General features: G+C 57.4%; 23 protein-coding genes and 3 pseudogenes. 13 read left to right on the top strand and 13 right to left on the bottom strand.

From position 1 onward, the window contains the following. Window positions 1-60 precede the first annotated feature (60 nt). Window positions 61-366 (bottom strand): annotated as a pseudogene (locus tag AC1DM5_RS34250) (J domain-containing protein); the annotation flags it as partial. Between the two features lie 862 nt (window positions 367-1,228). Between AC1DM5_RS34250 and AC1DM5_RS34245 the strand changes: the two are divergent. Next, a complete protein-coding gene (locus tag AC1DM5_RS34245) occupies window positions 1,229-2,347 on the top strand; it encodes an AI-2E family transporter (RefSeq protein WP_477822638.1) in 1,119 nt (372 codons plus the stop codon). Window positions 2,348-2,448: 101 nt separating this feature from the next. On the opposite strand, the gene AC1DM5_RS34240 is transcribed toward AC1DM5_RS34245, so the two are convergent. After that, the gene (locus AC1DM5_RS34240) at window positions 2,449-3,477 is read right to left on the bottom strand and encodes an extracellular catalytic domain type 1 short-chain-length polyhydroxyalkanoate depolymerase (protein WP_477976762.1); all 1,029 of its coding nucleotides are present in this window, start codon (window positions 3,475-3,477) and stop codon (window positions 2,449-2,451) included. 261 nt (window positions 3,478-3,738) lie between these two features. Continuing rightward, window positions 3,739-4,158, bottom strand: coding sequence for a CopG family transcriptional regulator (locus AC1DM5_RS34235; RefSeq protein WP_477822636.1), 420 nt, complete (start codon window positions 4,156-4,158; stop codon window positions 3,739-3,741). Window positions 4,159-4,471: 313 nt separating this feature from the next. On the opposite strand from AC1DM5_RS34235, the gene AC1DM5_RS34230 reads away from it, so the two are divergent. Further along, the gene (locus AC1DM5_RS34230) at window positions 4,472-4,885 is read left to right on the top strand and encodes a response regulator (RefSeq protein WP_477822635.1); all 414 of its coding nucleotides are present in this window, start codon (window positions 4,472-4,474) and stop codon (window positions 4,883-4,885) included. Between the two features lie 361 nt (window positions 4,886-5,246). Here AC1DM5_RS34230 and AC1DM5_RS34225 read toward each other — a convergent pair whose 3' ends face one another. The 3 genes from AC1DM5_RS34225 to AC1DM5_RS34215 all read right to left on the bottom strand — a co-directional run bounded on the left by AC1DM5_RS34225 (window position 5,247) and on the right by AC1DM5_RS34215 (window position 6,762). Continuing rightward, the gene (locus AC1DM5_RS34225; protein ID WP_477822634.1) at window positions 5,247-5,750 is read right to left on the bottom strand and encodes a YciE/YciF ferroxidase family protein; all 504 of its coding nucleotides are present in this window, start codon (window positions 5,748-5,750) and stop codon (window positions 5,247-5,249) included. Window positions 5,751-5,811: 61 nt separating this feature from the next. Continuing rightward, window positions 5,812-6,414 (bottom strand): general stress protein, encoded by a 603-nt coding sequence (locus AC1DM5_RS34220; RefSeq protein ID WP_477822633.1) that lies wholly within the window; start codon window positions 6,412-6,414, stop codon window positions 5,812-5,814. Between the two features lie 30 nt (window positions 6,415-6,444). Continuing rightward, a complete protein-coding gene (locus AC1DM5_RS34215; protein WP_477822632.1) occupies window positions 6,445-6,762 on the bottom strand; it encodes a PepSY domain-containing protein in 318 nt (105 codons plus the stop codon). Between the two features lie 376 nt (window positions 6,763-7,138). On the opposite strand from AC1DM5_RS34215, the gene AC1DM5_RS34210 reads away from it, so the two are divergent. Both AC1DM5_RS34210 and AC1DM5_RS34205 read left to right on the top strand, forming a co-directional pair. Continuing rightward, on the top strand, window positions 7,139-7,411 hold the full coding sequence (locus AC1DM5_RS34210) for a BON domain-containing protein (RefSeq protein WP_477822631.1): 273 nt from the start codon (window positions 7,139-7,141) through the stop codon (window positions 7,409-7,411). Window positions 7,412-7,524: 113 nt separating this feature from the next. Beyond that, window positions 7,525-7,923, top strand: a pseudogene (locus tag AC1DM5_RS34205) (DUF1236 domain-containing protein). A gap of 481 nt (window positions 7,924-8,404) precedes the next feature. Here AC1DM5_RS34205 and AC1DM5_RS34200 read toward each other — a convergent pair. Beyond that, window positions 8,405-8,617: a hypothetical protein gene (locus AC1DM5_RS34200; protein WP_477822630.1), complete on the bottom strand. Its 213-nt coding sequence runs from the start codon at window positions 8,615-8,617 to the stop codon at window positions 8,405-8,407. 778 nt (window positions 8,618-9,395) lie between these two features. Further along, window positions 9,396-9,641, bottom strand: coding sequence for a hypothetical protein (locus tag AC1DM5_RS34195; protein WP_477822629.1), 246 nt, complete (start codon window positions 9,639-9,641; stop codon window positions 9,396-9,398). Window positions 9,642-9,959: 318 nt separating this feature from the next. Here AC1DM5_RS34195 and AC1DM5_RS34190 point away from each other — a divergent pair, with 318 nt between their 5' ends. The 8 genes and pseudogenes from AC1DM5_RS34190 (at window position 9,960) to AC1DM5_RS34155 (ending at window position 15,094) form a co-directional block, all read left to right on the top strand. Further along, window positions 9,960-10,373 (top strand): hypothetical protein, encoded by a 414-nt coding sequence (locus AC1DM5_RS34190; RefSeq protein WP_477822628.1) that lies wholly within the window; start codon window positions 9,960-9,962, stop codon window positions 10,371-10,373. Between the two features lie 556 nt (window positions 10,374-10,929). After that, window positions 10,930-11,793 carry an SDR family oxidoreductase gene (locus tag AC1DM5_RS34185; protein WP_477822656.1) on the top strand — a complete coding sequence of 288 codons (864 nt, stop codon included), beginning with the start codon at window positions 10,930-10,932 and terminating at the stop codon, window positions 11,791-11,793. A 76-nt stretch (window positions 11,794-11,869) separates the two neighbouring features. After that, window positions 11,870-12,252, top strand: a pseudogene (locus AC1DM5_RS34180) (SDR family NAD(P)-dependent oxidoreductase); the annotation flags it as partial. Between the two features lie 282 nt (window positions 12,253-12,534). Then, the gene (locus AC1DM5_RS34175; RefSeq protein ID WP_477822627.1) at window positions 12,535-12,687 is read left to right on the top strand and encodes a hypothetical protein; all 153 of its coding nucleotides are present in this window, start codon (window positions 12,535-12,537) and stop codon (window positions 12,685-12,687) included. A 37-nt stretch (window positions 12,688-12,724) separates the two neighbouring features. Further along, complete coding sequence (rpsU, locus tag AC1DM5_RS34170; protein WP_477822626.1) at window positions 12,725-12,961, top strand: 30S ribosomal protein S21; 237 nt, start codon at window positions 12,725-12,727, stop codon at window positions 12,959-12,961. 55 nt (window positions 12,962-13,016) lie between these two features. Then, window positions 13,017-13,211, top strand: coding sequence for a hypothetical protein (locus tag AC1DM5_RS34165; protein WP_477822625.1), 195 nt, complete (start codon window positions 13,017-13,019; stop codon window positions 13,209-13,211). A gap of 26 nt (window positions 13,212-13,237) precedes the next feature. Next, window positions 13,238-13,822 (top strand): alpha-ketoglutarate-dependent dioxygenase AlkB, encoded by a 585-nt coding sequence (locus AC1DM5_RS34160; protein ID WP_477822624.1) that lies wholly within the window; start codon window positions 13,238-13,240, stop codon window positions 13,820-13,822. A 264-nt stretch (window positions 13,823-14,086) separates the two neighbouring features. Beyond that, entirely contained in the window at window positions 14,087-15,094 is a 1,008-nt protein-coding gene (locus AC1DM5_RS34155) for a PAS domain S-box protein (RefSeq protein ID WP_477976760.1), read from the top strand. 23 nt (window positions 15,095-15,117) lie between these two features. On the opposite strand, the gene AC1DM5_RS34150 is transcribed toward AC1DM5_RS34155, so the two are convergent. Then, on the bottom strand, window positions 15,118-15,357 hold the full coding sequence (locus AC1DM5_RS34150) for a hypothetical protein (protein ID WP_477822622.1): 240 nt from the start codon (window positions 15,355-15,357) through the stop codon (window positions 15,118-15,120). A 185-nt stretch (window positions 15,358-15,542) separates the two neighbouring features. Here AC1DM5_RS34150 and AC1DM5_RS34145 point away from each other — a divergent pair, with 185 nt between their 5' ends. Next, a complete protein-coding gene (locus AC1DM5_RS34145; RefSeq protein WP_477822621.1) occupies window positions 15,543-16,256 on the top strand; it encodes an IS6 family transposase in 714 nt (237 codons plus the stop codon). Between the two features lie 127 nt (window positions 16,257-16,383). On the opposite strand, the gene AC1DM5_RS34140 is transcribed toward AC1DM5_RS34145, so the two are convergent. Genes AC1DM5_RS34140 through AC1DM5_RS34125 form a run of 4 tightly spaced genes read right to left on the bottom strand, consistent with a single transcriptional unit; the run spans window position 16,384 to window position 19,967 of the window. Further along, the gene (locus AC1DM5_RS34140; RefSeq protein ID WP_245510411.1) at window positions 16,384-16,920 is read right to left on the bottom strand and encodes a MarR family winged helix-turn-helix transcriptional regulator; all 537 of its coding nucleotides are present in this window, start codon (window positions 16,918-16,920) and stop codon (window positions 16,384-16,386) included. After that, window positions 16,920-18,155, bottom strand: a complete 1,236-nt coding sequence (locus AC1DM5_RS34135; RefSeq protein ID WP_477822620.1) for an NAD(P)/FAD-dependent oxidoreductase — start codon at window positions 18,153-18,155, stop codon at window positions 16,920-16,922. Before AC1DM5_RS34135 ends, AC1DM5_RS34140 begins: the two co-directional genes overlap by 1 nt. After that, window positions 18,152-18,475, bottom strand: coding sequence for a 2Fe-2S iron-sulfur cluster-binding protein (locus AC1DM5_RS34130; protein ID WP_439018964.1), 324 nt, complete (start codon window positions 18,473-18,475; stop codon window positions 18,152-18,154). Before AC1DM5_RS34130 ends, AC1DM5_RS34135 begins: the two co-directional genes overlap by 4 nt. A 7-nt stretch (window positions 18,476-18,482) precedes the next feature. Continuing rightward, window positions 18,483-19,967 (bottom strand): cytochrome P450, encoded by a 1,485-nt coding sequence (locus tag AC1DM5_RS34125; RefSeq protein ID WP_477822619.1) that lies wholly within the window; start codon window positions 19,965-19,967, stop codon window positions 18,483-18,485. Window positions 19,968-20,723: the final 756 nt, after the last annotated feature.

The following is a 20,723-nucleotide window of genomic DNA, read 5'->3' as shown; positions in this document are numbered from 1 at the left end:
TGCCAGCGGAGAAAGGGCTACGAAAGCGATATGGGTTGAGGCGGCCAGTGTGTATCGCACCTAACAGAAGCCATTGAGCTTCAGGATTTTATGGGCATCGATCGTTGCCCGCAGATCCTCCTCTGACGCGCGGTCTCCGTCGTTTGCGTCGGGATGGTGCATCTTGAGCTTCTGCTTGTAACGGCTTCTAATCTCATCCGGCGTTGCGTTCGGTGAGAGACCGAGCGTTTCGAATGCTTTTGCTTCCAGCACCTTAAGTTTGCGGGATTGAAGGGCCGCTTTCGCCGCTTGGCTTTGCGCAGCGTTTTTTCTTGCATTGATCGTCTTCGCGGTCCCGGAGCGAATTGAGGAGGGGAGGGGCGTTTCAGGGGAGTCGGCTTCTTGCGCGTCGGTCTCAGGCCGACAAAAATCTTTGAATCAGACGTCATCGCGCCTTATACGACCCTGCTGCTGGACACGACAAGATTGCTCGATGCAGACGCAGATTCTTTGACTATCGTCCGAGTGGGGCAGCACCCAAAACCAGCGTGAGCGTAGTCCGCGTTGGCCTCGACCTCTTCACAAATCGAGTCGCGCCAAAGGTCAGGGCGCTTTTGCTTGCTAACCAATCGAAGCGCTGATGGCTTTTACGCATCGGGACCGATGGGAGTAAACAGCGCCGAGACCTCAATCACCGCGCCCTATCCAAAGGCGTCCAACGTTGAAACGTAACGCTCTCCCTGCCGCGCACAACACGTCCAACATAGGAACGATCAATTTTAGATTCCAACGCAAGTCGTTCTGCAAAGGCTATCTGGCTACCGCGCCTGCCGATAACGACGACCCGTATATCCCGAGGACATTTATCCCGCGGGTCAGTTCAGCCGTTTTTTGCGCCGAAATGGCAAAATTCGGGATGGAGCTACGGCCCCGGGGAGGACGATCCCGTGATCGTGATCATCGTGACCAAAGGTATGGTCGCACAAGCCCCATTTGGTTTTTATGTTCGAGGCGGGCAATCGCCTAACTTGGCTGTGATCGAGTTGTTCACGGCGTCACCGATCGGGGAACACTTAACCTGCCCAATGGTTTTCTCACCGAGATCGGTCCAATTCTTTAGCCTTTTCCGCCATCGCCAAACCGACCCGCTCGGAGCTGCCCTGATCGCACCGGGATGTTGCCCTACCACCGGGTCGCCTGAGACCGTCGTTGTCCCCGGCTAAAGCTTATGAGTTCACAGGAGAAAAGCATGGTCGTTGATGACAGGGCCGAATTGGTTGCCCCAACAGACGAGCTAGAGCCAGTGGCCGACATGCGGGCGAAATCTCTCGATTTGCCTTCTGATCCTATCGTCGTGCTGTTGTCTATACTGGTGGCGCTCGCCGTTCTCTGCCTTGCATATCTGGCAGCGGAAATTGTTCTTCCGATCGTTTTGGCCCTCGTCCTCAAGCTTCTGTTTCAGCCGGGCATGCGACTGCTGGAGAAGCTCCGGCTTCCGCGAAGTCTTGCGGCCCTCATACTTATCCTTTTGGTGTTCGGGGCCATCGTCGGCATTGGAGCTGCGATCTCTGGGCCGGCCACCGATTGGGCTGCCAAATTACCCGAGGGAATTCCCAGGCTGCAGGAGCGCCTCAAGTTCCTCAATGAACCCGTCGAGGCTTTGCAGACATTTCTGCACAGGATTGACGGGTTCATGCAAGGATCGGGATCGAACGTCGGCTCCGGTTCAACGATCGCTGCGACGCTGTTTGCCGGTACGACCCATTTTGCAGCCAGCTTCTTCGAAACGATCGTCATCTTGTTCTTTTTGCTCGTCTCTGGAAGCACGTTTCTGCGGCGAATGGTCGAAATACTGCCCAATTTCAAGGAAAAGCGACAGGCCGTCGAGCTGTCGCAGGATGTCGAGAAAAATATCTCCGCCTATCTCGTCACCATCACCCTCATGAATGCTGCTGTCGGGGTGGCGACAAGTATTGCCATGTGGTCGACTGGGCTTGGTGATCCAGTCCTCTGGGGTGTCGTAGCCTTCCTACTCAACTTCGTTCCGATTATGGGACCGCTTCTCGGTGTCGGCATTTTCCTGCTTGCCGGTTTGCTGGTGATCGACACATTGTGGCTGGCCCTATTGCCGGCGGCACTTTATTTCGCGATCCATGTGGCCGAGGGCGAGATCATCACCCCGGTGCTGCTCGCCCGGCGCTTCACCCTTAATCCTGTGCTCGTGATCATCGCCCTGATCTTCTGGTTCTGGATGTGGGGCGTGCCTGGGGCAATTCTGGCCGTCCCGATGCTAGCGATCACTAAAATCGTCTGCGATGGAATACGGCCCCTCGCCGCCTTCGGGCACTTCCTCAGCGGTGACGAATAACGGCTTTTATCACCGTAGATATGCCCGAGCGCCGAACCCTTATTCCGAATGCAAGAGACTGGCGTCGGCGCCCTGACCTCTATCTAGCCGCCATATTTTCTCTAGAAGCTGGCGCCAGATTCGAGGAAAAACCGCACCATCTCATTTGTCGCGCAAGGCCCGCGCTGGTCTGTGTACGATCCGTGCGGATCGCCGCCGGACCAGGCATGACCGGCGCCCTCAACAAGCCAGTATTCCAGTGTTGCTTGCCCCTCCGCGTTCGTGAAAATTTTCCTCGTATAGGGGCGTGCACCGGCAGAGCGATCGGTCTCCGTTTGAGTTGTGGCGTGTTGCCCCGACGCAGTGGCCGCCGCGACTATCCGTTCGGCATTGGACGGGTGGACCGTGCGGTCCGCGCGACCCTGAAACACGATCGTGCGAACGTCAGGTGTGGGTCGGTGGCGCAGTTTCGGGTGGGGTAAGACGCCCGCATCGCCTCGCATGACGGAAAAGGCCGACATGACGTCGTTTGCCGAACCGTATGCCAGTCCGGAATGGATGCCGACGGCACCGTAGAGTTCTGGATATGTTTCGCCCATGACCGCGGCCATCGCGCCACCTGCCGACAATCCCGCCACAAAAACCCGGCTGCGATCGAGGTCGAATTCCGCCATGATCTTCGCGGTAGTTCCTGCGATGATCGAAGGCTCGCCGGCACCGCGCTTCTGATCGGCCGGCCTGAACCAGTTCCAGCAGGAGGAGGCGTTATGCGTTCCGGTCTGGTGGGGATAGGCAACGAGGAGGCCATGTGTCTCGGCCACGGCGTTCATGCCGGTTCCTATGGCGAAGTCATCGGGATTTTGTTTGCAGCCATGGAGCATGACGACCAGTCCACGTGGCCGGCCTCGTGCGGATGCCGGTACGTAAAGTTTGTAGCTTCGGGTGCCGGCCGCGCAGGAATAAGATCGTGTCAGAAACTCTGCCCCGGTTGCTACAGGGGGAGAGGCGCCATCTTTGGCAAGCCCTGACAAGCCTATGCTCGGCGATGAGGCGAACGCTCCCGATCCCGCCCGTCCTTCACGCAAGATGCGTAGTGTCTCGCCAAGCGACTTCCGTGGCCGACGAGATCCAATGTTGTCAGGGCCTTCCATGGATCCTCTTGCTTGATCTTTGCCTGGCTCGATGATTTCGGCGTGAGGATCGATCTGAAACGGTTTCGAATGAGGCTCTCTCTGAGCTTCCACGACAGCGGGTTCGGTTGGGGCGATAGGGTCGCGTGTCGGACGGCCAGCAAGTAAATCCTGGATCACGCGGGTCGCCTCGACGAGATTCGAGGCTCTTGTCAGCGACGTTGCCTGCCTCATGGCAATGAGGAAATTGTTCATCGAATGTCCTTGTGGTCGGGCCAAAGCCTAGCGAATGCGGTCCGCCAATGCTGATTTTAGTTCCGCACTGGCATGAAGGGCGCCGAGCACGGTGATCGATTCAATTGTCGCAAGAGCGAGCTCCGGCGTGACGTCCGGGGTGATCCGGGCCAGCCCAAGCACCCTGATCGCAAGCTTTTCTCCAGCAGCCTTCACCGCTTCCAGATCAGCCTTGCTATAGTCCCTCAAGCCAAGTTCCAGCGTTTGCCTGATAATGGATTGCTTGACCGCCTCACTCTCGCTGCTGAGCTGGTTTCGGATCGCTGTGCGTATGAAATCGCTGCGATTGGAATAGAAGCCTTCCTGCACAAGAAGGTCGATACGGCCAAGATCGACGTAGCCGAGATTGATCGTGATTTTTTCCGACTCGCTGTTTTTGTCTCGAAGCTTGTAAACGCTCTCAGTCATCTCAACCACCATCCATCTGGATGTTAAATGGATGGTGCATGGATGCCATTCAAGAGATGGGAATCGCGAAATCCGAAAATAGCCAAACGTTCTTGTGATAAAGCGACGGGAAGCTGATTGCGACAGTGTCGCTTTGCTAACCAAACAAGACTGAATGAAACGGCTGACGTCCTGGCAGAGACACTCAAAGGCTGACCAGTCTTAAACTTCCTACCTCCCTGCGGCCGCGATCCTGATTCTTGCCGGTTTCGCGGTCATTTTCGGAATCATATCAAAAGCTTGGAACAAGCCTTCGCGGATGGTGTTACCGAGCATGGATAGCGAGAAACTCGACACCGTTCCGGAACCCATCGCACTCGTCGTGGATGACGAACCATTGATACGCATGGATACAGCCGACCTTATTTCCGCGGCCGGCTATTACGTCGTAGAGGCGTCGACGGCCGACGAAGCTTTTGCGTTTCTGGAACGATATAGCTCGTTGCAGCTGCTCTTTACGGATGTGCAGACGGGTGGGCACCTTGATGGTTACGAACTGGCAAGGATGGTAGCCGAGCGCTGGCCCCACATAGAGGTGGTTATCGCATCCGGAGCGAGGAGGCCGAAAGAGGGGGACCTTGCGGGCAACGCTAGTTTTATTCAGAAGCCATTTTCCGTCGAGACCGTTCTTGATGCATTAAAGGCTCACTTTCCGAACGGACCAAGCAAGCCTGCAAATATTTGCTGATATAGGCCGTGGCGCTCACCGTTAATTGGCAGCCGCGCCGGCTGGACTGGTGGACGATTGGAGCATCGCATCGAGGGGCCGTGGCCGCGAAATCAACGTTGTCGAGAATGGCGCAAACAGCGGCGGCCAGTGACGGGGCTACAGCACCAACCCCAATGCCGATGGTCTTGCAGATCACGCCGAGAATTGTGGGGACCTCGCCCATCCGGCCGATCGACCCGGATGCCGCCTCGCTCAACTCGACGATCCCTGTATCCGGAAATTCGGTCACTGAACCGGTCCTTCCTTTGGCCGTCCGACTCGCCTTGACCGGTCACCGCGATGCTGAGCGGTGACCGGTCGCAACGCGGCAGCTTCTATGTCAGGCAGCCTTCTCGGCATTCTGATTGACGACCTTCGTCGCAATGGACGTCAAAGCAATGTCGGTCGCCTGTTCCTCGTCGAGCGTCGTCTGAAGGAGCTTGGCGGCTTCCTTCATACCCAATTCCAGTGCCCATGTGCGCAGGGTGCCGTAGCGCGACATTTCGTAATGTTCGACCGCCTGGGCTGCGGCAAGAAGACCGGCGTCGAGAGCCGGTGCGCCGGCATACTCTTCGATGATTTCGGCGCCTTCCTTGACGATACCCATCATCGCGTCACAGGTCTTCTGCTCGGGTTTCTTGCCGATCAGCTTGAAGACATCCTCGAGACGGGTGACATGAACCTTGGTCTCGGCAAGATGCTTGGTGAAAGCATCCTTGAGCTGCTTGCTCCTGGCGGCTTCATGCATCTTCGGCAAGGTCGCAACGATCTTGTTTTCGGCGAAATAGATGTCCTTCAAAGTGTCGTGAAACAGGACGTCGAGTGTTTTGGTTTTCTTGGCCATCATAGTCTCCTCGGTTTTGGACTAGCGTTCACGGCTGCCGCGAGGCAGCCGTGCATTGTGCTCACGCCGCCGGAGGGCGACGGTAGCGGTCACGTTCCTGTTCGATCTGCTCCGGTCCATACGGGTCCAGCGTTTCGTCGAAACGCGTCCAGCCCTGCTCGTTGTAGGCCGCCTTACGTTGAGAAGGATCGACCCAGTTCGAACGCTTCAGGATTGCCTCGGCTTCGGGCGCAAGGGCGTCGTCCACTTTGGCTGTGACCAGAGAGCCGCCGCGACGGACCCCTTCCGCGTAGAAGTTGGCGTCGTCCTCAGACACGCCCGAGTCAGTCAACGCCCCGATCAGTCCGCCGGCCGCGCCGCCGGCTACTGCACCCGCCACGGCACCAACTGCGGTTGCGGCAAGCCAGCCGGCAGCAACCACGGGGCCGACGCCTGGAATGGCCATAATGCCGAGCCCGGTCAAAAGACCGCCGGCGCCGCCGACGACGGCACCGAGGCCTGCACCGGATTCCGCTCCTGTAGCGGCACCGTTGTTGGAATGGCGATCATCCGCGTTGTTGGAAACGATGCTGATGTCGTTCGAAGGAACGCCTGCTGCTTCAAGTGCACTGACGGCGGAACTCGCGTCCGTGTAGTCGTCGAAAAGTCCAGTAATGGTTTTCATAAAAGTATCCTTTGGATTTGAGGAGGGGCGTTACTTGGCGACGACGTTGCCCTGATAGTCGAGGGCGACCATGACGGCCTTGCCGTCTTTCATCCCTGCCGCCATCCAGATGCCGTTCTCGTCCTTCTTGAGGTCTTTGACCTCGGAGAAGCCGGCCTTCTCGATGCGGTCCTTTGCTTGAGCCTCGGTGAAGCTGTTTGCGCCTGCGACGGGTGCCGCTGGGTTCTTCGTGTCGGGTGTGGCGACCGCCGGCGTTCCGGCATCGGTTGAGGGTGCGGGGGTTGTCTGTGCGACAGCAGTCAGTGCCGACGCTCCAACGAGCGCCGCCGCCAGGATCATATTTTTCATTGAAGTTCTTCTCTTTCTCTGACCGGGATCACACGGCCGTGAAGAAACAACCTATGCAGCCGGTATAAGTTCCCTGGTTCACCCGGCTATCTGTCGCGTTGGGTGGGAGGACGGTTCCCGTCAGCGTTACTGTCAACGAGCAGATATCGCGCGATGCACGTTCGTGGTCTCTCCAAGCTGCTTGCACGTGCGGCAGAGCGCTTTGCCTCCGCAACCCGATCACGGGACCTCACTGATTTTTCGAACGACCGCGGCAGGGAGCCGTCTCCCTCGCATGATGGGACCTAAGTCCGTCTGTCAGGTCCTGAGGGCGTTTATCATATTAGCATGGAGGCAAACACGATGTTCCTTTGAGGGAAGGAACGGGGAGGAAGTAATGAAATTTGGTTCTGACAGCTTCACCCACGACGAGTGCTGCTCGCAAGGCCATAGTTCCGCGTCGACCATCGCCACGATCCAGTGCGCGCTCTCAGTTGACCCAGACATCGACAGCAGTGCCATCACAATCCGAATGCTCGGACCGGTTGTCGTTCTTGAAGGTTATATCACAAATGCGGCTGACCGGGATAAAGCGATTTCGATAGCTGCGATGATCGTCGGCTTCCACAATGTCCAGGACAGGATGTTAAGCCGCATTCCAAGCCAATAGATTGGCCTTTGAGGCGATAAACTCGAGGGACTGAAGTCCCCGGTCTGCAACGCTCGCCTGCTTTTGCGGTTTTGCCCCGCAGCGGAACAGACCGCTGTAACGGAGGAAAACAAATGTATATCAAAGCAGTAGGAATTGCAGTGGCGATTGTGATGGCATCCGGCTCGGCCTTCGCTCAATCTTCGACCGTAAGGGGCGCTGCTGGCGGCGCCGCCACCGGCGCAATCGTCGGTGGTCCGGTCGGCGCCGCTGTCGATGGCATTGTCGGCGGTGTGGCCGGCAGCGTCATCGATCCGCCGCCAGAAGGTGGTGGCCTATGTCCAGCAGGCACCCGTTCCCAAGAGCGCGTCGTTGTTAAGAAGAATGTGGTTGTTGGTCAGCCGCTCCTTGAGACCGTTGTCATTACGCCGATCCCCGACGAACCCAAATACTCCTATGCGATCGTCAACGATGAGCGCGTGATCGTCGAGCCTTCGTCGAGGAAGGTGGTTGGCCATTTGACTTCTCCTTAGGTTGTGATTTCGAGGTCACGACAGGCCTCGCGGAACTAACAACCGCTTTGCAAGGATGTTCCAGCCCTTTTTTTGAGATTTGGTACGGTGGCTCCCTTCCGTTTACGGAAAGCCGACATGGTGGTTCGTGTTCATGCGTTGTGACCGACATCGCTTTCGACGGGAACGTGGTGGGCGGCATTTCCGCCATTTCGCTTGTCCAGGACGGGACCGCTCTAGGACGTCTGAGGGGTCGCGATGGCGCTGCCGGTTCTACGATCGCCCATACGCATCGGTGGCAGCACTACCCGCAAGAAGTCCCCGTCCGCGCTTTGTCGTGGTCACAACGATATTTTTGGCTCGTCTGAGGAGATCGCGATGGTCGGTGCGACGTGTTGTTGAACCGCGCGCCTTTGTTATGGCATTTTGAGGCAAAAACCCCGCCGTAGGGCAATGTTTGCTTGAGGGAAATCATGCGCAATCAAAACGCGAGGCCCGAGATCTAGAGGCTGATCTCATCCGTTATCGAATGTATCGTCGGAGCGCGCCTTTTTGCCGACATCAACAGGTCCAAATCGATTGAAGAAGGCCCGAACTTGGCAAACAGGTACTTGGCCTCAGGGCGAGCAAGCTCATATTTTTGCTGAAATTCAGCAAGCGTATAGGCGTGTCCGCGCAACTTTTTGCGCCGCTCGCACGGTCGATCGGTGTGCATCTGGTTCTCCTACCTCTTTTGGCGAATTAATGGCCGTCAAGCAGGATTGTTCCGTCCGCGAAACTTGCGATTTCCCCGATCGGTCGGCGTCCACTTTTCTTGGGAAAAACATGGCGCTCAACCCCTTTGGGCCAGCAGGCTTCGCCCAATCGTCCGCACTGGGAAAGGCAGACATCACGTTTTGCAGGTATTTGTCACGACACCACTTAAATGAAACACAACGTCGGAGATTTGAGCCAGAGGCTCGTAGCCGCTCGGTCGGCCTTTGTGACGCCCACGCAAGCAAATTCAATCTACGACCGAGGCTTGCCATAGGCACAGGGACCGCAAAGGCTTTCGCGCGCGCTCTTTTTGGCGAAACGACAATAAACATCAGACCTTGGTCCCTCTGGTCAAGGTGCGAGGCCTATCCATCTCCTCATAGTATTATGCGGAGACAATATGGGATGACCCGCCAGGCGGATTGTTTTGAACTGACCGGAGAGATTCACGCCAGACAGCGCCTTTGCGAATTCGTTGTCTCCGGTGGCCGCATAATGACGACTGACAATCAGGATGGCTGGTGCGATACGACAGCGGACACGATGCTACGCGAACAGAAACGCATCAGACACCTCGTGCGCTTGCGTGAAAGCCTCTATCCGGGGTTTGCCGCGTCGTTGACCCCTCCGTTCCCCTATCAGTCGTTACGGTTGTTATTCACAAGCAAAACCGCCGAACTGGGTTGTCGGGAAATGATGATCCTGCGCCGCGGACGCCCAGGCTCGGCTTGCGCATGTCAATCGACTGGTGCGATGGACAGGGAGCTGTGATGCCAGGCCAATAAAAAGCGTTTCCGACAATGCGAATTGACGCGATGCGTTGGCAGGCGATCTTTGCTGGTCTCGAGCATGCTTTCCAACCAACCAAAGTTGACGACGTCGCTCCACACGATTTCATCAGTTGTCACTACCGCAATTTCGAAGCTGCCCTCACGAAAAGTTTTGCGAAGCGCGGAACCAATCATGGCGGAGAAAGTTGACATCGGTCACTCAGACGCACGCCCCCAAACCTGCCCGAGTGTGACAGGTCATAAAGACCTAAGAGCCCCCGCACGCCCTTGCGGGGGCTTTTGTCATTTCTATCGCACGTCACGCTGTTCAACGATGCTGGCCGAACGCCTCAACATGAAATGCTGTCGCGTGCTTACCGGTCATTTGGGCTGGGCGAAGACAAGCCGGTGACGGGTCCTTGGTCCCTTCACACCCGAAATCGCGGACGATGGAACAAACTGCTGTGAAGCAGCGTCTCTGTCCGATGCAGGGGTGCACCAATCGATGCACCGCAAGTAGGGAGAGACATCATGCCAGCCAAAAAAAACGAAACCGCCTCGCTCATCTCGGGGGGCGCGAAACTCGGCGAGCCCGTGCCGCGCGCTGTCATCGATACGAATGCGGGGTCGGTCGGCATCCCGCCGCAGCCTGGTTTCAATGCCGAGGAGGAAATCGGAGCCCTGCGCAAGCAACTGGACGCCCTTCGCAAACAGGTTGCGGAGGCCTCAACGAAGATCAAAGGCGGAGCGCGTCAGGCGGCGCGACAGACGGAAGCCACCGTAAAGCTCTATCCTGTCTCCAGCCTGATGACCGTCGCTGTGTTTGTCGGTGCGGTGGCTTTCGCCATTGCTGGGCTGAGATCGTCCCCGCAGCGATCGCGCTACGAGCGCGTGCTGGACGATCTGGGCACTCTGTACGGCAGGGTACGCCACCGCAGCGGATGAGCTTTCCTGATTGTCGACAAGTATGGTCCCCGGCGCTTAAGACAAAGGAGGGATTATACTTGGTGTCATCGTGTGAAACGCCTTGCCAATTCGCCAAGACCGACACTCGCTCGTGCGTCGTTAAACATGACGGCGTTAGTCCTTCCTCGGAAGGGTCGCCTGCCAACGAATTCAGCACGCGTCAGTGCACGCAAGCTGCGCGTCAGGCATGTTCAGCTTTCTTACAGCGCCGTCTGCGAATGGCAAAAGGAGTTTTGCCGGCGCTCAGGGAAACGGGTCGTGCGCACGAATTCTAACCGTGGCGGAACCAATAGCTGGTGCCCGCATTCACCGGACGTTGTCGGAGACCGATATGCAGATCATTGGTACGAATGTCGTCAGTCAATCCGAGGGCAAGACCACAGTTGAATTCAAAGGCGAAGGTGGGCGGATCGATGCGCTAAGCAGTGGCGATAGGGGGATCCCAGTATTCCGGGAGGTGGCAGGGTCATGGCAGCAAACGGAACCGTTACGCCTCGTGGAGGTTGATTCGAAGCCGCTAACACAGGAGGTGTCCATGAGCGAAGAACAACGTCCGATCCCGCCGTACCCGAAGCAAAAGCAGGAGCCACCTGGCAAGACAGCCGAGATGGAGCCTGTCCCCGATCACGGGGAGCATTCATATGAGGGAAATGGCAGATTGAAGGGCAAGGTGGCTCTCATCACCGGCGCAGATTCCGGAATCGGCAAGGCAGTCGCGATCGCCTTTGCTCGCGAAGGGGCTGATATTCTCATATCGTTTCTTGATGAAATTGACGATGCGGAAGATACCGCTCGGTGGGTGAAAGAAGCAGGCCAAAAGGCTATCGTCGCACCCGGCGATATCACCTCCGAAGACCATTGCGAGAACCTGGTTCAGCGGTCAATTCGAGAGCTGGGTGCGATCGACATTCTCGTCAATAATGCTGCCTTCCAGCGAACCTACGCGGACATTGCTGACATTCCGGCGGAAGAATGGGATAAAACCTTCCGCGCAAATATCTATGCTCCTTTCTTCCTGTCGAAGGCCGCGATTCCGCATATGCGACCTGGCAGTTCGATCATCAACACGACGTCCATCCAGTCGCGGCAACCATCGCCTCAGCTTCTCGCTTATGCGTCTACGAAAGGCGCTATCTCCAATTTTACGGCAGGACTTGCGGAAATGGTTGCCGAGAAAGGCATTCGGGTGAATGCAGTAGCGCCAGGCCCGGTTTGGACGCCTCTCATCCCCTCGACCATGCCTGCAGAAAAGACCGCAAAGTTTGGGCAGCAGACTTTGATCGGGCGAGCCGGGCAACCGGCGGAGCTTGCGGGCGCTTATGTCCTACTGGCGTCCGAGCTCGGAAGCTTCATGACCGGCGCGATCATTCCTGTCACGGGCGGCGAGATCATGATCTAAAATTTGGGGGCGGCTAGCTTTCGGACGCGGCTCCGCCCTTGCTGTTACGGATCGTCATCGCTTGTGCGGCACCACCACTGCATCGATCGCCGGGTTCATTCCGGGCAGCTATCAAGCAGCCTATAACGGCAGCAAGGCCCTCCTCAACAGCTGTTCTCCTTCGCTTTGCGCAACGAGCTCCAGGATACTGGCGTGACGGTCACCTGCCTGATGCCAGGTCCGACGGATACGCGGTTCTTCGAGCGCGCCGACAAGCTGGACACCGATATCGGTCAGGCCGACAAGGACGATCCGGCCGATGTCGCAAAAGTCGGCTTCGATGCGATGATGGACGGCGAGGGTGATGTGGTCGCTGGTTGGAAGAACAAGTTCCAGGCAGCGATGGCCAACGTCACGCCGGCGTCGGTGCTTGCCGCCCAACACGCCAAGATGGCAGCACCGGGAACGGCGAAGAACTGAGCCGAAACGACCAACCGGATACAGGGTTCGCGACATCTCTTGCAACTGGAGGGCTTCACCTAAGGGTCGAGGCCCTTTTTCCCTTTCGTGGGGAACTACACTTCTGTGAGATTGTAATATCCTTTGCGAATGCCCATATCCGAGACTTGCCGGTCAATCCCTTGGCCTTCGTCCCCAGCCTTTTGGCTGCCGCGGCAAACACCTGCCCTCCGAATGTTTCGTGACGGGCAAATCCCACTCGAATTGATGATGCCCGCCGAATTGGCCGGCAAAGGATACCCATTGAACAACACAAATATCGCTGCCGCGCCCGCGGCCGTGAAGCTGCGTGAGCGCGATCAGGCCGTCGTTCGGCCGCCCGAGAACAGGAAGATATATCCCTGTCTCCTCACCCGTCGTGAACTGCAGGAACTGATCGCCGAGCAGCTCGGCTGACGGGTAATACCCGTAACAAGTAAACAAGGAGAATAGGATGCAAGTGCTCGTTAGAGACAACAATGTCGATCAGGCCCTTAGGGTCCTGAAGAAGAAGATGCAGCGCGAAGGGCTGTTTCGGGAAATGAAGGAACGGCGTGCTTACGAAAAGCCGTCCGAACGCCGCGTTCGCGAAAAAGCGCAGGCCATCAGCCGCCATCGCAAGGCCGCACGCAAGAAACTGCAGCGCGAAGGATTGATCGCCGCCCCGAAGCGCAAGGCCTCCGTTCGTTAGAACTTAGTCTAACCGCTCCGCCGTGGGCGGAGTGGATTTCCTTGAAAGGATGAACATGGAAGAGCTCACCAGCATAACGATCTCCGAGGAGCGCCTGGAAGATTGCCGTGACGTCGTCGAACCGGAATTGCAGGACCTGATCCGGAGTGCTTTGCAGACAGGTTTCTCGCGCGAGGAAATCCTGATCGCCGTCAGCGAACTGGTTGCCGAGGACTTTGCGACCGTGATGAAAACGCCGAGCGTCCATTGAGACGACAGGCAACTTGAGAACTACATATGAGCATGATGGAACAGCATGATCTCTTCGGCGCAATCGAACCGACCCTGCCGGATGGATTTCGCTATGCGCCCGATGTCGTCCCCTACGATCTGCAGCAGGTCCTTCTGGAAAAGATGCCCGAGCTGCCGTTCAAGGCATTCGATTTCCACGGTTTCGAAGGCAAGCGCAGGACGGTCTCGTATGGCTGGAAATATGACTTCGATACCGAGCGTGTCAAAAAAGGGGGAGATATTCCGCCCTTTCTTGTGTCCCTTCGCGAGATTGCCGGTGCTTTTGCCGGCATCGATCCCGATTGGTTGGAACAGGCCCTGGTCACCGAATATGGGCCTGGTGCACCGATCGGCTGGCACAAGGACAAATTCGTCTTCGGTCGGGTCGTCGGAATTTCGCTTCTCTCTCCCTGCACATTCAGACTAAGGCGGCGTCGGGGTGACAAATGGCAGCGCAGTTCCATCACTGTCGAACCGGGATCGGCTTATATGATGGCCGGCGACGCGAGAACCCTCTGGGAGCATTCCATCCCGCCGGTCGACCAGCTTCGCTATTCAATCACATTCGGAGAATTGAACACCCGCGTTTGAAGGCAGCCCACGCCGGACGTCTAACCGGGTGGGACACGTGTCAGGGCACAGCGCCCCAAAGCGTCACACGAATTTGCGACCCCCTATCGGGATTCTGATTGTTATTGGGGGTGTTTAGCGAATATTGTCGATGGTGTGCGCCAGCTGAATTGGCCGTCTCAATTTCGTAAAAATACTCTGATTGGCGGGGCATAAATGTCGATATCAAATGACCAGCAACACGAGGGCCTGGCACAAGGCCGTTTGCGGCAGCTGGAGGCTGACGTGGAAGCTGCACAGCCGGGACATGATGCTGCAGCTTTTCTTGCCGCGATCGTCGAATCCTCCGACGACGCAATCGTGAGCAAGAGCCTGAGCGGGGTTATCACGACCTGGAACAAAGGCGCAGAGCATCTTTTCGGCTACACAGCGAACGAGGCTGTCGGCAGGCAGATCACTATCGTCATTCCACCCGATCGCCTCGACGAGGAGCCAGCCATTCTCGCCCGGATTCAGGCCGGCGAGCGCGTCGATCACTTCGAGACGATACGACGGCGTAAAGACGGTACGCTGATCGATATCTCTCTCACCATCTCGCCTATTCGGGATAGCAACGGTAAGATCATCGGCGCATCGAAGATCGCCCGTGACATATCAGAGCGCAAGCGAGCCGCCGAGCATCGGGAACTCCTGCTTCGCGAAATGCATCACCGGGTAAAAAACCTGTTCGCCATTACCGGCAGCATCATCACCCTTGCAGCAAGGACGGCAAAGACCAGTGCCGATCTGGCCGCGGGGATGAAGGACAGGTTGATGGCCCTGTCCCGGGCGCATGAGATGACACTACCAAGTTTGAACGGTAACGCCGCAACCAGCACTCCACAGACCACGATTTTTCAGCTTCTGTCGAATATTCTCGCGCCGTATGAGCGGGAGGGTGCCAATCGGTGGCAGCTGATCGGAGATGRCATCGACGTTAGCGGCACCAAGCTTACAAACTTCGCGCTGCTGTTCCATGAATTCGCGACCAATGCCGCGAAATATGGCGCCCTGTCTGTCGAAGAGGGGAAGCTGGATATCGCAGCTACGATGAAGGGCGAGATCTTGGAGATCGTCTGGCTCGAGAGCAACGGTCCTCGACACGCTGAGTCCGAGACACGGTCGATTGGTTTTGGAAGCCGGCTTGAGCTGATAATCGGTCAGAGCCTGGGGGTCGAAATCTCCCGCGAGTGGATGCCGAATGGATTGTCAATCCGGCTGTCCATCCCACGCCGCGCAATCAGCGAGGAATGAGGCAACGCAGCCAGCGCGGCGGCTCAATCGGCCGGACAGAGTTGCAGGACGTTGGCGCCAATCGACGCGTCGGTGGTCCGTTCGAGCCGGTCTTTTAGCATCGTCACGTGGATCTCCATCAACCGCGACCAGCCCCAAGCGCCAGCAGGTTCATCCATCGCTGCCGGCGAGGTCAGCACGGCCTTCTTCTTTTTGATTGCAGTAGTCGGGCCTTTCAAAAGCTTGGCATCAACGTAGTCGGTGATCAAACTGCCCAGCTTCAAGGTCGCGCTCAACGCTGCGGAGGGTCGGCCAAGGCTCGATAGCTCTGCCGCTATCGTTCGAGACGCCCAAACCGGAAGCCGTTGCTATTCTCCCGTTGTGTGTGTCTGACAGTCTCCATCACCATCATTTGTCCTGGTGGCGTCGCCTTAACTGCCTGTTCGAAATGACTTGATATCGGGTTTTCATGACCGAAGCCCCTCTCGCCCACTTCAGACGCCACCGATTTCCCGCTGAGATCATTGCCCATGCCGTATGGCTCTATTATCGGTTCCCGCTCAGCTTCCGTGACATCGAAGATCTGCTCGCTGAGCGCGGCATCAACGTCTCATTCCAGACCGTCTCGGAATGGGCGGCGAAATTCGGCTTGAAATTTGCTCATCTGCTCCGGCACCGTTCACGAGGCGACTTTTCCGACAAGTGGCAGCTCGACGAGATGGTGGTGACGATCAAGGGAAAGAAATATTGGTTGTGGCGCGCCGTCGACGCGAACGGTTACGTGCTCGACGCCCTGCTGCAAAGCCGACGGAACAAGGCGGCCGCCTTAAAGCTGATGAGAAAGCTGCTCAAGCACCAGGGGACCGCCCCGCGCGTGATGGTGACCGACAAGCTGCGTTCCTATTCGGCCGCAAAATCCCAGTTGATGCCGCGCGTCGAACATCGCTCGCATAAGGGATTGAACAACCGAGCTGAGAACTCTCATCTTGTTGTGCGACGGCGAGAGCGACGCATGATGCGCTTCAAGTCCGCGCGACAATGTCAGCGTTTCGTCTCAACTCACGGCACGATCGCCAATCTTTTTCTTCTTCACCGGAAATGGTTGTCCGCCGCAGACCATCGCCAGCTTCGCACTCACGCCATCTGGATCTGGCGTGAAATCGCTGGCTCAATCGCTGCCTGAAGTACGCGAAACACGTCCTCACCGCGCGCTCGAAACCGTTAAGGCGACGCCACCCGGCGATCTCGCATCGAGATCTTGTTTTACGTTCGTATCTGCTTAAGACCAAAAGCAGGTGTCTCACTTGCTTCTAAATCGTTCTCACGTTCCTCATCATGATCCGCATTGCGCGAATAGCTGCTTCGAGGTCTTGCGGGTCAACGCCTTTTATCAGCGCGTCTTCACGCGCCAGGGCAATGCGGATGACCGTTGCGTGGAGTTCGTAGCCTTTATCGTTAAGCCACCAGATCCGCTTACGAGGGTCCTTTTCCGACGTGACCGAACCGAGCAAGCCCATTTCATCGAGCGTCGCCAAAGCACGACTGGCTGCAGCTTTGTCCAGATTCACGACCTCACAGATCCTTGCGGCCGTGATTTCGGGTTCTATGGCAAGCATCGCGATCGTCCGCCACTCCGTAATGCCAATGCCAAATCGTTCACGATATATAGCCGACGCACCACGCGAGAGCGCATTGTTGATGCTCGAGAGAAAGAACGGGATGTAGTTGGTGATGTCGAGAATCTCGACCCCGTCTCGTAGCGTTGTCGGGTGGGAGATCCGGGCCTCAGGGCAAATCGCATCGGGTTCGGCACCTTGAAGCTTCTCGCGCATCTCATTTCGATCCATCAGGCAGTTTCTTTCAGCGCCTTTGCTAGGCCGACAATGTCGAAGTCCCGAGCTGCGAGCGCGTCCAGCGACACACCATTCGGATGTCGAAGAAGCTGTCTTGCGGCCATATGTTCGCCCGCGGCATTGATTGTCTCAAGGCACACTAATTTGCCCATCTTGAACCGAAAAACAAGTTGTCGTTCGCGTGGACGTACCAGTGGGACGTCTTGGTCCGCTGCCTGGCCGAGACCGGCAATTTGCAACTTTAGGGTACCTTGGTCGCTCCAGAACCACGGCACTGCATCGTATGGAACTCTTTTTCCGGTAATCCGCCTGGCGATGGTGCGGGCGTGATCCGTCGCTGCCTGCACTGATTCCAACCTGATGATGTCGCCTCCAGTCGGGCAAGGAAAGGCGGCGCAGTCGCCCAGAGCCGAGATGGACCGGTCAGCCGTCGTCAGTGTGTTGTCGACCAAGATCCCGTTTTTGACCGGAAGACCTGCCGCTTCAGCGAGCTCCGTGTTGGGACGAACCCCCGCGGCAAGAAGGATCATGTCGCCTTCGATGCGGCGCCCGTCGGACAGCCGGACACCACATGCCAAACCACCTTGGTCTGTTTCTAACTCAACCACCGACGCATCCATAATCAGTTCAGTGCCTAAGCGTTTATGAAAGGTGCGGAAGGTTTCAGAAATTGCCTGGGAAACCACGCGCGCCATGGGGCGTGATGCCGCCTCAACGACCGTCACGCGATGACCGGCAGAGACGGCGACAGCCGCAAATTCGAGGCCGATGAAGCCACCGCCGATGACAATCACCGTCCGCGCCGCGCATAGAGTGTCGCGGAGCCTGTCTGCATCCGCGGTCGTCCTCAGGCTGTAGACGTTGGAGGCTTCCAGTCCAGGTATGGGAGGTACGACGTTGCGCGCGCCGGTGGCAAAGACGAGGTGTTCATAGGGCACATTCCTACCCGTCGACGTCTCAACGGTCCGGGAAGCTCTGTCGATGCCGATGACCCGTTCTGGCGATACCAGGTCGATCCTGCTCCGCTCGTAGAAGCTCGCCGGGCGAAGTTGTATCGCCTCAGCGCGCCCGTTTTTCAGGTACGCTTTTGAAAGAGGTGGGCGCTGGTAGGGCAGGCCGACTTCGTCGCCGATCATGGTGATCGGCAAGTGATATCCTTCCTGCCGCAAGCTGGCCGCCAACTGGAAGCCACCCTGGCCGGCTCCGATGATGACGACGCCGTCGCTCATGATTGACTTTCCGGCAGGCGGATAACGAGACCGTCCAGTTCCGGCCGTATGCGGATCTGGCAGGAAAGGCGGCTCGTCGCCCTCACCGAGCAGGCGGCGCTCTCCAGCATATCCGCTTCTCCATCCGTGCGATCACCCACTGCGTCCGTCCAAACCTCGTCAACATAACAGTGGCAGGTGGCGCACATCATTGAGCCGCCACATTCGCCGACGATGCCGTCGACATCATTGGCAAGTGCCGCCCGCATGACGTTGTCCCCGTCGGCGGCCTCCACGGCAGTTTCCTTGCCGTCATGCGAAATGAAGTTAATCTTGGTCATGGCATTCCTACCTGGCAATGAAGCGTAGCGGCATTCGGTCGAGAGCGTGGATGGCATTGTTTGGGCGCCATACTGCCTCGCCCGCGAACTCAACCCCTTGGACCTTCTCGGAGAGAACGGTGAGCACAGTCTCCAGCTCAAGGCGCGCGAGGTTCTGACCAACGCAGCCGTGGATCCCTGCGCCGAACGCCATGTGGCCAACGGGTTTCCGATCGATTCGAAAGATGTCCGGATCGCCCCATTTCAGTGGGTCCATATTCGCCGATGCCAGGACGCAGAGAACCTTGGTTCCTTCGCCAACGGGAAGCCCCGCAACTTCAGTATCCTGATTGGCAGTGCGTGCGAACGTATGCACCGGCGAGGTGAAGCGCAGGACTTCTTCAAAACAAGGACGCGCTAGAGAAGGATCCGCCTTCAGTTTTTCGTATTCCTCAGGATTGGATGCCAGACACCATAAAGCACTGCCGATCCCCGTGACGGTCGTATCGACGCCGGCGGAAAGGAAGGAGCGGACAAGCATGGCCGCTTCGTCTTCGGTAACCTCGCCATCGTCCGCAGCGCCATAAATCAGAGCGCCAAGGCCATCCGCGGTCAGACGGTCGCGAGCGCAGGCGGCCGTAATCCACGGCACGATGTCCGGAGCCATTGCCATCGCGTTGCGCCTGAACTTGTTATCGGGACCCAGCGCGTTGAATACCATGGCCCCGTAATCGACGAGCTTACGCCGATCACTGTCCAGCATGCCGACAGCTTTCGGGAATACCGCGACGGGGAAGGCTTCGGCCAAATCGGCGACGGCTTCGAAGCTATCGCGCTCGATCAAACCGTCGATGATCATCTCGGCATTCTGACGAAACTCATCCTTCAATCCGGCGATTGCCTTTGGCGACAACGCACGCGCCATGACTTTGCGGGTCTTCGTATGATCCGGCGGATCGACTTCCAATATGATCGATGGTGGTCGCCAGGGCTTGCCGCACTTGAAGTCGTTAAGACCGACGCCGCGGGACGAGACAAAACGTGTGTGATCGGAGAAGATCTCGCGCGTCTCCTCATAACGCCCCGTTGCGAGGACCGACCACTTCGAGATGTAAACGAGCGGTCCCCGCGCACGCAACTCCGCAAAGTAGGCTGCGGGATCGAGGAGCACATCTTCAGCGTATGGATCCACGTCCCATACCGGGATGCCAGAGGATGGCTCGAACGTCATATGGCCTTCAATCATGTTCATGAGTTTACCTCCTCCGCAGGTCAGGCGTAAGCGACGCCGATGTGGCGTCCCAGTAGTTTCGATCGTCTTTTGAGCGCGTCGGCTCCCCGTCGCTGTGATGACGATGGCGAGGCTTGCGATCACAACGCCGCCGCGGCGTGTTGCTCGACACCACGGTTCGTCTTCCATCCGCCGCCAGCGCTTGGAAACTTGCATCGATCGATCGCGGATGATCCCAAGCGCCTCGAGTGACTCGTCGAGAAGCACGACTTCCGGTGCCATCATCAGCGTCCGCGCAATGCCAGCATCTGCTGCTCGCTCCTTGAAAGCTGCGTGCCCCAATCTTTCGGCGATCTTTCAGTTTCGGAAAGGCTTCCACAAGCGACGTGATTCCGTGTAGGACTGAGGGGATATTTTCCTCCACCGCGAGTGACGGAAAAATGTCGCGTATTTGGCGTACCTGGCCTAACCCAGATGGTCGGTCTCTTCCCGGATCAGCAGTTGCTGGTTCTCAAGGCCAAGATTGGGGCCGCCGACGTCCTTGTAGGTGACTCGGTCTTGTGCTCGCCAGCCTGCTTTCCATGCCTTGCGAGATAGGTCTCGACGGCTTCCCCGTACTGGTTGCCGTACATGGCGACGTGGCCTGAGAATTACGCAACGGCGCCAACCCCGACTGTGTCGACCGAACTAACGCTGGAACAAACCGCGGCAATAGCAGCCGCCAAGGCTGCACGCGTGAAGATTTGCATGTGATCCTCCCAAATCCATGTCTATGCGAGCACTCCTCAGGTCACACGAGTTGTGTTCGCAACTCATCGCCAATAGAGCTTAAGCTAGTTGAGTTGTCAACCGACATAATCATTGAGAAACCGAAACAGCAAACGCAGGAGCATAGATTTCAAGGATCGGGTCGTTATCTCAGCCTTCCCGATCAAGCTCATCTGAAGACCCTTCTGGCCCAACACTGTGGGATCGTCCGTGGGATCGAGAACAAGGAACCGGATCTTCTCCCGAGCGCTTGACTATCGCAACCTCCAA

The sequence above is a fragment of the Rhizobium sp. 01T437 genome (genome assembly GCF_056398505.1).
The sequence above is the reverse complement of the archived record's forward strand: the minus strand, read 5'-3'. Positions and strand labels throughout refer to the sequence as shown.

What these genes read in the sequence shown, in the direction of transcription:
- AC1DM5_RS34245 (WP_477822638.1), top strand. Translation starts at nt 1,229, where the DNA reads ATGGTCGTTGATGACAGGGCCGAATTGGTTGCCCCAACAGACGAGCTA.
- AC1DM5_RS34240 (WP_477976762.1), bottom strand. Translation starts at nt 3,477, where the DNA reads ATGGAAGGCCCTGACAACATTGGATCTCGTCGGCCACGGAAGTCGCTT.
- AC1DM5_RS34235 (WP_477822636.1), bottom strand. Translation starts at nt 4,158, where the DNA reads ATGACTGAGAGCGTTTACAAGCTTCGAGACAAAAACAGCGAGTCGGAA.
- AC1DM5_RS34230 (WP_477822635.1), top strand. Translation starts at nt 4,472, where the DNA reads ATGGATAGCGAGAAACTCGACACCGTTCCGGAACCCATCGCACTCGTC.
- AC1DM5_RS34225 (WP_477822634.1), bottom strand. Translation starts at nt 5,750, where the DNA reads ATGGCCAAGAAAACCAAAACACTCGACGTCCTGTTTCACGACACTTTG.
- AC1DM5_RS34220 (WP_477822633.1), bottom strand. Translation starts at nt 6,414, where the DNA reads ATGAAAACCATTACTGGACTTTTCGACGACTACACGGACGCGAGTTCC.
- AC1DM5_RS34215 (WP_477822632.1), bottom strand. Translation starts at nt 6,762, where the DNA reads ATGAAAAATATGATCCTGGCGGCGGCGCTCGTTGGAGCGTCGGCACTG.
- AC1DM5_RS34210 (WP_477822631.1), top strand. Translation starts at nt 7,139, where the DNA reads ATGAAATTTGGTTCTGACAGCTTCACCCACGACGAGTGCTGCTCGCAA.
- AC1DM5_RS34200 (WP_477822630.1), bottom strand. Translation starts at nt 8,617, where the DNA reads ATGCACACCGATCGACCGTGCGAGCGGCGCAAAAAGTTGCGCGGACAC.
- AC1DM5_RS34195 (WP_477822629.1), bottom strand. Translation starts at nt 9,641, where the DNA reads ATGTCAACTTTCTCCGCCATGATTGGTTCCGCGCTTCGCAAAACTTTT.
- AC1DM5_RS34190 (WP_477822628.1), top strand. Translation starts at nt 9,960, where the DNA reads ATGCCAGCCAAAAAAAACGAAACCGCCTCGCTCATCTCGGGGGGCGCG.
- AC1DM5_RS34185 (WP_477822656.1), top strand. Translation starts at nt 10,930, where the DNA reads ATGAGCGAAGAACAACGTCCGATCCCGCCGTACCCGAAGCAAAAGCAG.
- rpsU (WP_477822626.1), top strand. Translation starts at nt 12,725, where the DNA reads ATGCAAGTGCTCGTTAGAGACAACAATGTCGATCAGGCCCTTAGGGTC.
- AC1DM5_RS34165 (WP_477822625.1), top strand. Translation starts at nt 13,017, where the DNA reads ATGGAAGAGCTCACCAGCATAACGATCTCCGAGGAGCGCCTGGAAGAT.
- AC1DM5_RS34160 (WP_477822624.1), top strand. Translation starts at nt 13,238, where the DNA reads ATGAGCATGATGGAACAGCATGATCTCTTCGGCGCAATCGAACCGACC.
- AC1DM5_RS34145 (WP_477822621.1), top strand. Translation starts at nt 15,543, where the DNA reads ATGACCGAAGCCCCTCTCGCCCACTTCAGACGCCACCGATTTCCCGCT.
- AC1DM5_RS34140 (WP_245510411.1), bottom strand. Translation starts at nt 16,920, where the DNA reads ATGGATCGAAATGAGATGCGCGAGAAGCTTCAAGGTGCCGAACCCGAT.
- AC1DM5_RS34135 (WP_477822620.1), bottom strand. Translation starts at nt 18,155, where the DNA reads ATGAGCGACGGCGTCGTCATCATCGGAGCCGGCCAGGGTGGCTTCCAG.
- AC1DM5_RS34130 (WP_439018964.1), bottom strand. Translation starts at nt 18,475, where the DNA reads ATGACCAAGATTAACTTCATTTCGCATGACGGCAAGGAAACTGCCGTG.
- AC1DM5_RS34125 (WP_477822619.1), bottom strand. Translation starts at nt 19,967, where the DNA reads ATGGCACCGGAAGTCGTGCTTCTCGACGAGTCACTCGAGGCGCTTGGG.